Source organism: Stenotrophomonas sp. FW305-C-20-S1, from assembly GCF_058783335.1.
This window is the reverse complement of the sequence record NZ_JBYTEK010000003.1, coordinates 97,439-109,717: the sequence shown is the minus strand read 5'-3', so window position 1 is coordinate 109,717 and position 12,279 is coordinate 97,439. Positions and strand designations below refer to the sequence as shown.

The 12,279-nt window shown below is 60.2% G+C and carries 12 protein-coding genes; all 12 read right to left on the bottom strand.

Annotated elements, in window-relative coordinates:
- Nucleotides 1–51: 51 nt before the first annotated feature.
- Nucleotides 52–858 carry a hypothetical protein gene (locus AC3WTC_RS03385; RefSeq protein WP_333856181.1) on the bottom strand — a complete coding sequence of 269 codons (807 nt, stop codon included), beginning with the start codon at nt 856–858 and terminating at the stop codon, nt 52–54.
- A gap of 23 nt (nt 859–881) precedes the next feature.
- Nucleotides 882–3,320: a VirB4 family type IV secretion/conjugal transfer ATPase gene (locus AC3WTC_RS03380; protein ID WP_312401135.1), complete on the bottom strand. Its 2,439-nt coding sequence runs from the start codon at nt 3,318–3,320 to the stop codon at nt 882–884.
- An 85-nt stretch (nt 3,321–3,405) separates the two neighbouring features.
- A complete protein-coding gene (locus AC3WTC_RS03375) occupies nt 3,406–3,714 on the bottom strand; it encodes a VirB3 family type IV secretion system protein (RefSeq protein ID WP_100552882.1) in 309 nt (102 codons plus the stop codon).
- On the bottom strand, nt 3,707–4,126 hold the full coding sequence (locus AC3WTC_RS03370; protein WP_301864647.1) for a TrbC/VirB2 family protein: 420 nt from the start codon (nt 4,124–4,126) through the stop codon (nt 3,707–3,709). Before AC3WTC_RS03370 ends, AC3WTC_RS03375 begins: the two co-directional genes overlap by 8 nt.
- Before the next feature lie 73 nt (nt 4,127–4,199).
- Entirely contained in the window at nt 4,200–5,168 is a 969-nt protein-coding gene (locus AC3WTC_RS03365) for a lytic transglycosylase domain-containing protein (protein WP_492710578.1), read from the bottom strand.
- Nucleotides 5,169–5,171: 3 nt separating this feature from the next.
- Complete coding sequence (virB11, locus tag AC3WTC_RS03360; RefSeq protein ID WP_492710576.1) at nt 5,172–6,215, bottom strand: P-type DNA transfer ATPase VirB11; 1,044 nt, start codon at nt 6,213–6,215, stop codon at nt 5,172–5,174.
- 13 nt (nt 6,216–6,228) lie between these two features.
- The gene (locus AC3WTC_RS03355) at nt 6,229–7,491 is read right to left on the bottom strand and encodes a TrbI/VirB10 family protein (protein WP_333622068.1); all 1,263 of its coding nucleotides are present in this window, start codon (nt 7,489–7,491) and stop codon (nt 6,229–6,231) included.
- Nucleotides 7,488–8,267 (bottom strand): TrbG/VirB9 family P-type conjugative transfer protein, encoded by a 780-nt coding sequence (locus AC3WTC_RS03350; protein WP_301864653.1) that lies wholly within the window; start codon nt 8,265–8,267, stop codon nt 7,488–7,490. The genes AC3WTC_RS03355 and AC3WTC_RS03350 overlap by 4 nt, the downstream gene beginning before the upstream one ends.
- The gene (locus AC3WTC_RS03345) at nt 8,264–9,289 is read right to left on the bottom strand and encodes a VirB8 family type IV secretion system protein (protein WP_301864656.1); all 1,026 of its coding nucleotides are present in this window, start codon (nt 9,287–9,289) and stop codon (nt 8,264–8,266) included. Before AC3WTC_RS03345 ends, AC3WTC_RS03350 begins: the two co-directional genes overlap by 4 nt.
- Before the next feature lie 89 nt (nt 9,290–9,378).
- Nucleotides 9,379–9,825 (bottom strand): hypothetical protein, encoded by a 447-nt coding sequence (locus AC3WTC_RS03340; protein ID WP_025878721.1) that lies wholly within the window; start codon nt 9,823–9,825, stop codon nt 9,379–9,381.
- 416 nt (nt 9,826–10,241) lie between these two features.
- Entirely contained in the window at nt 10,242–11,921 is a 1,680-nt protein-coding gene (locus AC3WTC_RS03335; RefSeq protein ID WP_033831430.1) for a type IV secretory system conjugative DNA transfer family protein, read from the bottom strand.
- A 36-nt stretch (nt 11,922–11,957) separates the two neighbouring features.
- Nucleotides 11,958–12,215: a hypothetical protein gene (locus tag AC3WTC_RS03330; protein WP_025878723.1), complete on the bottom strand. Its 258-nt coding sequence runs from the start codon at nt 12,213–12,215 to the stop codon at nt 11,958–11,960.
- Nucleotides 12,216–12,279 lie beyond the last annotated feature (64 nt).

The following is a 12,279-nucleotide window of genomic DNA, read 5'->3' as shown; positions in this document are numbered from 1 at the left end:
GCCTCCGACCGGACACCCTGCCCGGCCGGTGCTTCATAGGTCCAGCTGCGATCAATCAATGCTCAGGGCGGTCTTCAGCGCAGCCGTGCGCACCAGATCACTCGCAAGCTTCTTCTTCGGATCTCCCTTCAGCGCGGCCTGGGCGATCACGTTCTGGTTGGCCTCCATCACGGCGATGTAGGCGTCATATGCCTGCATGCGACCAACCCACTGCTGCGACATTGCCTGCAACTGGTTGCCGAGCCGCTTGGCGTCGCTGTCGGCGGCCTGCACGTTGCCAATCTTGTCGCTCTTCAGGCGCGCCATGAAATTCTCGTACAACGCCTTTTCCATTTCCTCGGACGTGGTCGTCATGAAATCGACCGAATCGTTGAACTTGCGATTCTGCATCATGCGAATGTTCACGCAGATCTGCTTCTGCTGCTCCTTGATGTCCTTGTCGGCCTTGAAGCCGACGGCATCAAAGAGATTGGTCAGACTGAGTCCAACCGCGTCCTGGCCGCACGTCTCAGCCACCAGGTAGTCCTCCTTCACGCGCTTGAGTTCCTGCGCCTGCGGCATGTTCATCAGGAAGTTCATCGCACTGAACAGTGCTCGCGCGTCATCGATCTGCTGCTTGATCTGCTTCCAGCGAGTCGCCTCCTTGCCATACTCGATGGTCTGATCAATCCATGCGCGGAACTCCTGCATGATCGAGGAGTAGTCGATCACCGGCAGACCTGCATTTGCGTTCTGCGCACTGAACAGCAAAGCACCGGAAAGCACGATCGCACCAAGACGCGAGCGGCGCGGAGTGCGGCCAGCGCTGCGAGTCTGCATCGCGTTGTTCATTTCAATCTCCATGTTCGAAATAGTCATCTGCGACCTCCCTGCTGCCGCGGTCACGCGGCGTCCGAACGGGCAGCCTTACCGGAGCCCTTTCTGTTCTTGTAGAAATCTTCCAGCCACTGTTCCGGCGTCAGCTCATCCACCGTGACCCGCGCGCGCACCGCCGCGGTCTGCAGCACACGGTGCATGATGTCGATGTTGTCGGTCGAGGCCGAGATCACCGAGAGAATGTCATCCATTCCACGCAAGTTGAGCTGGCAGACGCTGGACGCGTGGCCCTGCTTGACCAAGAAGCATCGGGAGCGCTCATCAAGGGCGGTAACCACCCTGAACTCGGCTTCAGTCAGCTTCAGGCCCTCCATGTAGTCGCTCTTGCTGGCGTTGGGGTTCGGCAGCAGGATCAACGTCGCGGTCTGTTCGATCAACGCTGCGGAGATATCGCTCTTCAGCGCATCCTCCGGGCTCTGGGTGGCGAAGATACCCATGCCGTTCTGCTTACGGATGGTCTTCTGCTTGTTCTTGGCGAATTCCTTCAGACCACCCTCACCGTCAAGGATCTTCCAGAATTCGTCCATCACGTAGATCAATGGGCGACCATCGATCAACGACTCCAAGCGGTGCAGCAGGTAGTTGATGACGGGCACGCGCACTTCAGGGTTGTCGATGATGTCGGTGTAGTCAAAACCAATGATGTTGGCCTTGCTCAGGTCCACGGTATCGACAGGGTTGTCAAACACCCAGCCCAGCGAGTTGCCGGACGTCCAGCGACGCATGCGCGCGTATAGCCCATCGTCACCCATATTGGGCAGACTCTTCTGGAAATTGGTCATGCTACGCAGGTGCATTGGCGTGTCGAGCATGCTCTCGACCGCGCGATAGATATCCTCTTCTTCGCGGGAGCTGTACTCACGCTTGCCTGCCAGCACCTTGATCAGGTCAGCCAGGAACTGCACATTGCTCTCGTTGTTCTCGCACTGGAATGGATTGAAGCCGGTCGGCGCACCGTTCTCCAGTGCCAGATAGTTGCCTCCGCAGGCGCGCACGAAAATCTCCGCGCCGCGATCCTTGTCAAAGAAGAAAATCGTGGGCGACGGTTCGTACTTCTGCACCTGGCTGAGCAGGAAGTTGATCAGGGCGGTCTTACCGGTACCTGACTTACCGATCACCATGGTGTTGGCGATCGCCTTCTCACCCAGCGAATTTTCCGACGGGTGGGTGGCATGGAAGTTGAAGTAGTACGGCTGGCCGTTGGTCGTCTGCAGCGTGGTGACGCAGTCGCCCCACGGATTGTTGTGCTGCTTGCCTGTGGCGAAGTTGTGCAACGGCGACAAGCCGAGGAAGTTCAGCGAGCTGACGTTGGCCAGACGAGTACGGAAGCGCCAGTTGGCTGGAATCTGCGAGTAGAACGATGAGGTGACCGCAAGGTCTTCCTTGGTGGAAACGAAGCCTGCATTCGACAGTTCAGCGCGGGTCGTCGCCACGTTCTGCGACAGCTTGGCCTGGCTGTCGCCATAAACCGCCATGATGAAATGGTACTCGCCCAGTACGAAATTGCCCGAGGACAACTGATCCATCGCCTGGTCGAGCTCGACGATCTGACTGACAGCCTTGTCGCCGGAGGAGATCATCATGCCCTTGGTGCGGTCCAGCACCTTCAGTGCATCCTGGCGCCCCATCGGACTGAAAGAGTGGGTGATGACGTACTCGAAGTCGAGATACTTCAGGCCATTGAGGATGCCTGGGTATGTGCCCTCGGCATACTCCTTGATGTTCAGGATCGCACCAAAGTGATTGGCACCATTCGGCGTATTGATCACGAAGTCGCCGGTCTTGGCCGAGAACATATGCCGGCTGACCGGCAGATAGTCCTTCACAGGGGCCGAAAGCACCGGCACCGGCTCATCGATACGATTGATCAGGTAGCCGAACAACTCAAGTGTTTCAGAAAACACCACGCCATTCTTTGCCTCGTACATGCCGAGGCGGTACGGCGCGTAGTCGCGGATGACGGCCTCGACATTGCCAGCCAATTCCATCAGTTTTTCGACCGCCTGCTCCTGCTCGGCGCGCAGCCTGTCCACATTTGCGGACTTTTCCACGAAGCGCTTACCGGCCACCACCGGACGATAGATCATCGTCAGGTACAGCTCGTTCTGCATGATGCGCTGGGAGGACAGCATTCCCATGTACTGATCGGATACGTCCTGGTTGAAGCGCTGTTTGAATTGGCTCTTGCCCTTGAGCGTGCGACGCCGACGGATGTCATGCACCCAGAAGGCGACATTGACGAAATCCGGCGCGCGCAGCGTCTGCAGCAGACGATTGAAAGTGTTGTGGCGATGTTCCAGCTCCCATTCCTCGCGGCCGACGAACGGCAGCCCCTCCAGATGCCAGGTCAACAGGTAGTCGCCGCCCGTGGTCTTCACCACGTTCGGAGCCACATGCGATGACAGGGGAACAAATTCGCTGATGGAGGTATCTGGGCTGAACATGCGACTGCTTCCAAAGGGGTACTGCCGACAAAAATTCGGAGTGGCTGCGGCGGGCAGCTGCTGCCCGCCGCGGCCGTTCCGGCCCTCAATCCATTCGGGCCGGCTTGTTGCGGTACTGATTCGGGTTGAACACCCACATGCCATCGTGTTCCTGGACGTTGCGGACCCTCAGCTTGAACATCAGACGTAGGCCCAACAAACGGAAGATCATCTCGTCACGCCTGGCCATCTGCCGCATGATGAAGATGGCCACCGGGATGGTCAGCAGGAACCAGAAGTTCGTGTACATGCTGAGCAGCAACAAACCACCTGCCACCATGAAAAAGGGCAGGTAGGGAACGCCCAGAAACATCGCTGGGCGCGTGCAACCCCGGAACAGAACGTTCTTATGCACTGTAGTAGAGGATGGCGTTCTGGATGTGCAGCGCCATGCCACCGCCAGTCGTGCCACCACCACACTTGCCATCGCTGCCGTCACCCAGCAGCATGCGGGCGATCTGACCGGCTGCGCCGATCAGCACGCCACCGATCAGGATCGGCGCAACATCGGCAATGCGCTTGTGCGCAAAAGCAATCTGGTAGCCGGCGAAGATGACCGCGATGGTCACCACGGCGATCGAGGCGATGTTCAACAGCCCGTTGATGTTGTTGAAGAAGCCACAGACTTTCTTGTCGGTACCGCCAAAATCGGTGGCGCCGGAGGCAAACACCTGCGGGGCGAACACGGCGCCCACGAAGACGGTGGCCATCAGCAGGGTCTTCAGCGTGCGCTGGGCCTGGACGAGGTCGATATTGATACGCTTCATGGATTGATTTCCTTGTTGATGGACTAACACAACTGAATCGACCAGCCGGGGGACTGGCCGTACCACGACTTCGTCAGAACACGAAGGCCGCATCCCCTGCGGGAATCTGTTGCGCCGGCATGGACTGCGCCGGCGCGTTATACATGTTGCCTGGGGGGGCCGAGGCGCCCTGCTGACCCCAGGGCTGCAGCATCACTGGGCTTTCGCCGCCGCCGGCCGTCGCGCCTGGCAGCTGCTGCGGCATCATCGGCGGCTGACCCGCCCGCCCTGCAGCAGCCTGCTGCGGATAGCCCTGCTGCTGCGGGTAGCCGCTCTCCGGCTGCGCCTGCGGCTGCATCATGCGGTCGACTGAGCCCAGCACGACCCGCGACAATGCCTGATCGGCAAGATTGGCCAGGCTCCCGCGTGCCATCGCGCCGGCAGACGGATAAACGGTATAGGCGCGCGCCGGGTCGTTGGACGGAACATAGACCGGACCATTGGCCTGGGCGACGATCCGCGCCTGCGCCGGGGAGGCGAGCTGCGGATGATGTTCGACCTTGACTGTACGGCGCTCTCCGCGGGCTACGACGTCAATGGGCGCCACGCCATTGGACGCAACCTGCTGCCCACGACGAATCGAGTCATAAACCTTCTGCACATAGCCGTGACGGAAACCGGTCTCGAAGTTGCCCGAGTAGTAGCAGCTGAACGACTTGCCCCAATCCTTGCCGGAACGCTTATAGCATTCGGCGAGGATGCGCGACCCGGCCTGCAGGTTCGGGCACTGCTGGAAGGCTTTCTCGTAGGAGTCCAGACCATACTTGGCCAGGTTGTAACGGTTCACCTGGGCCAGGCCAATAGAAAAGTTGTAACCCTTCTCCTCCAGCATGCGCACAGTGGCGAGCGCCTCGTCCAGTGCCTTGGGCTGACGCACCAGTGCGCCGCCAACCACGCCGATTGCGTACGGGTTGCGCGAGGATTCGACGTTGATCACGTGTTGCATCACGTCCATCGAGACGGCCATCTCCGGGCACGCCATCATTTCCAGTCCTGGCAACATAGTTCAGCCCTCCTGCCCCTGGGCGCGCCCAGGATTGAAGTCGATGCCGGTGATGTAGCGGGCACCAGCATGCGCCTTGATATGCACGACGATATCGATGGTCATCATCAACAGACGCTTGATGACGTTGAATTCCAGACCTGAGCCCTCGGTCGACGCTTTCACCATCAGCGCCAGCTGGTCCCACGTCTGCTCCGGGCTGCCGGCGTGGCAGCTGGTGATCGAACCGGGGTGACCCGAGGCGCAGTTGCGGATGAAGTAGAACGCTTCATCGCCGCGCAGCTCGGCCAGGATGATGCGCTCGGGCTTCATGCGCAGACAGGCTTCCATGCAGCTCTTGGCCGTGACGTTGCTGGCGCTCTGCCCGCCTTTCGAGTACAGCAGGTGCACCACATTGGGCTGGGTCAGGAACAGCTCGCGCGCGTCCTCGATAGTGACCAGACGCTCACTGTCCGGGATATGGTTTACCAAGGCTTTCATGAAGGTGGTTTTGCCGCTGCCGGTAGCGCCGGACACGACGATGTTCTTGCGGTACATCACCGCCCGCCGGAAGAACTCGGCGTACTCACGCTGTTGCCGCAATTCAAGCAACTCGCGATCCTGCTCACTCAGGCTGCCATCCTGCTCAAGGATCTGATTGAAGAAACCATCCTCGTGGTACTGGGTGAGCGACTTGGTGTGCTTGGAGGGTAGTCGGATCGTGATCGACACCTTGCCCGCATCGCAGGCAGGCGGGATCACGAATTGCGCACGCTGCCCAGTCGGGAAGGTCAACGACACCACCGGGTCCGCATCGGTGATGCGCTGGCCCGTGTTGCTTTCGTTGACCACCGCGGTACAGAACTGCCGCGCGCGTTCGAACGTCAGGCTTGGCACATCCATGCGCTGCCACCCTGCCCGCGTCTCCAGATACAGCTCACCCGGACGGTTGATGCAGATTTCCGTCACTTCGGGCGAAGTCATGTACTCGGCGATGCCCAGCACTTCGTACTGATAGCGCAGGAAATCGCTGGAGACGAGGGCGAGGGGTGACACTTCGGCGTCCATGGTCGTTCTACGTTTACCGGCGGGTGCGCAGCACATCGCTGAAGTCAACGTCCTTTGCGACGTAGACGTTCACGACCGTGCCCTGGTTGATGGTGACCGTCGGCGGACGGCGCTGGCTCATGGCCTCGTTGGCCAAACGCTCCATTGAACGTGCCGTGGCACTCTCATAGGGCGACTGCACCGCCATGCCGCTGTTGGTGATAGTGGTGGTCTCCGGGCCATGCTCGGCCGCAGCGTATTTGAAGGCGTCCGCAATAAGGCTGATCATCAACGCCTGCGCGATACGACTTCCCCAATGCGCGCTGTATTGACCTGGGTGCCCAGCACCGCCAAGGCCATCAACGCCGGGACTGGACATGGCCACGTCAATGCCATTGGGCGTGGTGATGCGATCCCAGATCACTTCTACGCGCTTGCCCACCGGACCACCACCATAAGCGCCATAGATCTTCGAGCCCTTCGGCAGCAACAGCGTACGGCCATTGATCGAATAGACAGGTTCGGTCAGAAGGCACGAGGTGTATCCGGCCAGATCGGTGACGATGCGGGTTTCCAGCACACAGCGCAGGTAAGTACCGCGCACCAGCAGTGCATCGGGACTGTGGATGAAACTGGCGTTGGAAATGTCCTCCACATCCGGACCACGACGAGTTTTCGTGGTGACCGGCTGCGGATTGCCTGCCTGCATCGCGGCAATCATCGCCTTGCTGTACTGGTCTGCGGAGTTCTGCGCGCCTTCTGTTTCATCGCCAGCACCCACGCCGCTCCCAGCACCGATACGTCGATCCATCAGGCTGGGACCGCGTTCCAATTCGCGCTCGGGATCGCGATCTGGCAACTGATAAACCGAACGACCAGTCTGTCCTGGATCCTGCGGCAGCTGCGGCAGCATCGGGATGGGCTCGGCCGGCCCCGAGGGCACCGACGGCGCCGGATCTACGCTCGGCAACTGCGGCGTGGCAACGCGGGCGGTGTCAGGCAGTTTGGCTGGTGCATCGCTATCGCCCTTGCTATTACGGAAAACCAGCAGCCCCATCGCCACCAAGAGCACGACGATGCCACCAAGGAACAGCAGTGCCTTGCGGTTGAGCCGCTGCTCTTCAGCCGAGCGCAACTGTGGCGCGCCAGCATCCAGGTCAGGCGTAGCCTCAGCCTGAGTGTTACCGAAATAAGGGTTGGACGGAGCCTGTGGGCTCTGGTCCGGCGTGTTGCCGTACGGGCCCGGATCCTCGCGCCCGTTGTTCGGATCGTTTCCGGGAGTGTTCTGCTGGCTCATTTCTTCACGTTCCTTCGCAGACCAACGACGTAGTCGCCGTGGCGGATGACCAGGTACGGGTAGGTCCCGTGGACGATCAAAGTGTTCCCTTCGACTGTGGTGTTCACCACGAAGTCTTCACCGTACTCCTTCTCGCGACCGAACACGGCTGGGAAGATGCCAGTCTTGTATTCGGGCGAATTGGGCAATTTCAGGTAGGTGAAACGACCATCGTCATAGGCATTGACCGGAATCAACCACCCCATCTTCTTCGCTTTGCTGGTCGAATAGGAGTAATTGAAGTTGTACTGGCGATCCTTGGCCAGCTCGGTGCTCAGCAGAGGTTGCGCTTCTTCTTCGACCGCTTCCTGGGCCAACCCGAACTCGGTGTCGCTCGGGTAGGTGAAGGCGATCTTGTATTGCACGCCCGCGCGACGGGCCTGCTCAAGCTGACGCCAATCGGTCGCCACCACCTTCAGTTCGAAGATGTACGAATGGGTCTCGGTGCGCACCATCATGTTGGTGTCAACGTCAACGTTCTTCGGCTTGATGTAGAACACGTTTTCGCGACGGGTAAGCTCCCAGCCATTGCTGAAACCAGTGCTGTAGTCGAGGATCTTCTCGTTCGGGCTCAGTTCGATCTGGGTGGTCAGGCCCAAACCTGTGCGTACCGGATAGATGCGATCCTTCTCGTACTCGTAATGGTCCACTGCCTGTGCCATCGCTGTGGTGGAAAACACCAGCGACAGCAACGACAGCAGCGCCAATGCGCTCCCCCTGACTTTTCGACTACTCATCGGTTGCTTGCTCCATCAGCATTTCCGGTGGAATTGTTCTGTACCGGCCTCATGGCCGGCTGACCAGGCATGACCTGCCCTGGCATCGGTTGGCCCTGCACCGGCTGGCCTTGGATGGGCTGCCCCTGCATCGGTGGCACCTGGCCACCCACTGGGGCTGCCACGGGTTGCCCGGTAGCCGGATCAATCATGGTGGCTGCGGCAGGGTTGTTGGGATCATAGATACCCTGCGCCTGCTGTGCAGCCTGCTGGGCCTGCGCCTGGATCGCATTGTCGTCCGGAACGGGCACACCGCGCGCGTAATCGTTGTCCACGCGGTACTCGGTGACCTGGAAGGCCAGCGGATTGAGCACACGATCCTGCTCGGACAGCGCCAGGTTCTGGTTGTACTCGAAGCGCATTGTCACCAGCTGGTTGTCCAGGAAGTTGCTAACTCCCGAACGCTTGTCCAGCAGGCTGCGTTGGATGCGCACCGACGCGCCGCGGAAGCTGCCATTCGGTTCCGCCCCCAACGGGGTGATGCTCAGGATTTTTACCCGGATGGCCTTCTCGCGACCATACATTACGAAGGGATTCTGCGGATTGTTGCCCGCGTAACGGGCACGCATGGTCTGCGACACAGGGTCCGTCGACATGACGAAGACCAGCTCCCAGTCGCGCAGTCCCATCACAGCTGAGTCATACGACTCTCGCGCCATCACATACTGGGCGACGTTGCTGCGGTTGATGGCTTCGTTGGCCGTAATCGTCTCGCCACGGAAGGTGCCACTAAGACGGGCGACCGTCGCATTGCCCGTATAGGCATCAGCCATCACCAGGAACGGCACCTTCTCCTTCAACGGCAGCATGTAGTAGTAGCCACCGGCCAGCGCCAGCGACATCAGCAACGAACCGGTGGCGACCCACCAGGCACGACGCTCGCTGCGCCGGGCCATGTCGGCCACGGTGATCTCGTAGCTGACCGCCTTGGCGACCGACTGCTCGACCTTGGGGCTGTTGCCTGCATCCTTCTTGCGGAACATGGGTTCTTCCGTACTGCTGAAACATCAATGGGCGCGACGCCCCTGCGCCAGGCGCGGGGTGCGGCACGTTCGATGATTTCGACGCGGTCTCAGCTGCCGCTGCTGGCTTCAGGATCCTGGGCCGACGCGGTCGGCGTCGATCCAGCGCTCTGCACGACGATCTGGTTGCCGACGATGGAGACGGAAACGCCCTGCGCCGCATAGGCCGCCGTGAGATCGATCACTGCCTGCTGTGCGTTGGTGGTGTCGATCTCCGACACCGCGCCATACAGGGTGAAATCCGAACTGAGGCGATAGTCCAGCGTGCGGCCGGAATCCTTGGCCCAGCGCTCGAGCATGGCCTTCAGCGTGCGATCCATCGGCGACGCCTGATAGACGTAGCTGGAGTACAGCGGAATCTCGGTCGGAGCCGTCGCGAAACGGTTGACCGGCTTCCAACGCCCTCCAAAGTCGGGTGCGGGCTTGGTAGCACAACCTGCCACCATCAACGCCGCCACTGCGGCGATGGACATTTTTGCAATAAACGCCTGATTCATACGGGCTTCACTTTGACGTACGAAAAAGCAGTCCCGATGTTGGTCCCTTGGTCGTCCGGCACTGCGCGATGCACGCCGGAAACGTAACGAATGCACTGCTTAACAGCACATGGGCACGGTTCCCCTGCAGCTCGAAAGCTGCCAACCAAGTCGCGTGAAGCAACCTCATCCGAGGCCCCTCTCACGCACCCTCACCAACGTCGGAACCATCCCTGTTCCCATGGCTGAAACTCCTGGCCACTCTGAAAGCATGACGAATCACACAGATCCGCAAGCCACGCATAGAGTCGCACAACTACGCGTCAATTCGATGTCAGACAAATCTGAATTTTGACCAACGTATGGCGTTTCTTTGACGCGCTTCACTAATTCACCTCAATGAATGCGTGCATGCGTCACACTTTCAAGTTTGCAACTTAGACATCAAGCATCGGCACGTCAACCTTTGGCAGTAGACGTGACGTGAAATAGCGGTCCTTGTAATAGCGAATCTTGTCGCACTTGACCGGATGCGGGATGCCTTCGTACAGGAAGACTTCCTTGTCCGGCCCCATCGCCTTGAGCTCCTGCGGCAGCATCAGCGCGCGACGCTCCTCGGTGAAGCTGTGGGTCTTTTCGCGCGCGTGGGTGACGTTCTTCTTGCGGATGGTGGTGTAGCCCAGCATGTCCGAATAGTCGTTGGCGTCCTGCTGCTCGCGTGGTGCGTACAGGATCTGCAGCGCGTGGTTGGTGATGATCGTGCGCGAGACCTCGCGGCCATAGGTGGCATCCAGCTGCGACATGCTCTGGATGATCGGCAGCAGGCGCACGTTGTAACCGGCCATGTAGGACACCGCCGAGGCGATGATTTCGACCTTGCCGATCGAGGTGAATTCGTCCATCAACAGCAGGCACTGGTACTTCAGGTCCGGATTGGACTTGGGCAGTTCCTTGGTGTTGAGGTTGATCAGCTGGCTGAAGAACAGGTTGATGATCAATCGGCTTTCGGCCAGCTTGTTGGGCTGGATGCCGATGTAGATGGTCATCTTCTTCTTGCGCACGTCGGTGAGCAGGAAGTCGTTGGTGCTGGTGGCCTTGTCCAGGACCGGATTGATCCAGGGATTCAGCGGTTCCTTGAAGGTACCCAGGATCGAGGCGAAGGTCTCGTCGGCCTGGGACAGCATGTTGGCAAACGCCGAGCGCGCGTTGCTGCTGAGGAATGGGCGCTCGGACAGGCCCTTGAGGAACTTCTTCAGGTCACTGCCATCGCCGGAGGACAGGCGGTACACCGCACCCAGGGTCGGCGTGCCCTGCCCGCCCGGGAAGCCGCTGCTGCGCTCGTCATCCCAGTTCTCGAACAGGTACAGGGTGAAGGCGATGAAGGCATTGCGCGCCTGGCTGATCCAGAACTTCTGGTCTTCCGAGCCATCCGGATACAGCATCGCACCGATGCTCATCAGGTCCGAGACACGGAACGCCGGGTCGTCGGAGACATAGCTGAGCGGGTTCCAGCGATGGGTGCGGCGATCTTCGGCGAAGGGGTTGAACAGGTAGATCTCCTGCCCCTGGCTGGCGCGCCAACCACTGGTCAGGTCGAAGTTTTCCTGCTTGATGTCCAGCACCACCAGCGATTCGCCGTACTCCAGCAGGTTCGGGATGACCACGCCGACGCCCTTGCCCGAACGGGTCGGGGCGGCCAGGATGACGAACTGCTGGCCATCCAGGCGCACCAGCTTGCCGCCATGGCTGCCGACCACGATGCTCTGGCCGCTCTTCTTGAACATGCCGTGCTTGGCGAGATCGGCGCCGGTGGCAAAGCGCGCGTCACCGTGCAGCGAGCGCTTGTCCTTCTTCAGCAGCACGACCAGGCCGACGATGGCCAGCACCAGCAGCGGCAGGCCGAAGCCGAGGTAGCCGGCCCATTTGATCTTGCCCACGAACGGGGCAACCTGCGGCTGGCCGATGGCGTGGAAATACTGGTAATAGGTATTCCAGGTGAGCAGCTTGGTATCCAGACCAAGCAGCAGCAGCGTCAGGTAACCGGAAAGCACGAACCCGAGCAGCAGGGTCGCCAGCGTGATGATGGCGATGAGCAGATACTTCTTACTGGACAACACCCGAATCCTCCATGATGCGCCCGAGGGCGCGACGGCTTAGCGGCGGCGTCGCTGCGACGCCTTCCTCCGCAGGTTGACTTCATTCTCCAGCCCGGGCTCCACGCCCTCTTCCCGCACCAGTTCCTCAAGGTACCGGCGCGCATCGGCCAACGACATCAGGTCGGTCAGACGTTCCCCACCGTCGACGATGACCGCATGGCCGACCACATCGCCGGGAGCGTACACCGGCTCGTGGGTCACCGCTACTAGACGGAAGCGGCCGCGTAGTTCCAGCTGATGGGTGTATTCCTGCATGTCTCATCTCCCTGATGGAATCCAGATGCCATTCCTGCAGCGTCCGATGATGCCTGCACGGCCG

Coding starts and splice junctions, on each gene's coding strand:
- AC3WTC_RS03355 (WP_333622068.1), bottom strand. CDS start 7,491: ATGAGCCAGCAGAACACTCCCGGAAACGATCCGAACAACGGGCGCGAG.
- AC3WTC_RS03330 (WP_025878723.1), bottom strand. CDS start 12,215: ATGCAGGAATACACCCATCAGCTGGAACTACGCGGCCGCTTCCGTCTA.
- AC3WTC_RS03340 (WP_025878721.1), bottom strand. CDS start 9,825: ATGAATCAGGCGTTTATTGCAAAAATGTCCATCGCCGCAGTGGCGGCG.
- AC3WTC_RS03365 (WP_492710578.1), bottom strand. CDS start 5,168: ATGTTGCCAGGACTGGAAATGATGGCGTGCCCGGAGATGGCCGTCTCG.
- AC3WTC_RS03350 (WP_301864653.1), bottom strand. CDS start 8,267: ATGAGTAGTCGAAAAGTCAGGGGGAGCGCATTGGCGCTGCTGTCGTTG.
- AC3WTC_RS03370 (WP_301864647.1), bottom strand. CDS start 4,126: ATGAAGCGTATCAATATCGACCTCGTCCAGGCCCAGCGCACGCTGAAG.
- AC3WTC_RS03345 (WP_301864656.1), bottom strand. CDS start 9,289: ATGTTCCGCAAGAAGGATGCAGGCAACAGCCCCAAGGTCGAGCAGTCG.
- AC3WTC_RS03380 (WP_312401135.1), bottom strand. CDS start 3,320: ATGTTCAGCCCAGATACCTCCATCAGCGAATTTGTTCCCCTGTCATCG.
- AC3WTC_RS03385 (WP_333856181.1), bottom strand. CDS start 858: ATGACTATTTCGAACATGGAGATTGAAATGAACAACGCGATGCAGACT.
- virB11 (WP_492710576.1), bottom strand. CDS start 6,215: ATGGACGCCGAAGTGTCACCCCTCGCCCTCGTCTCCAGCGATTTCCTG.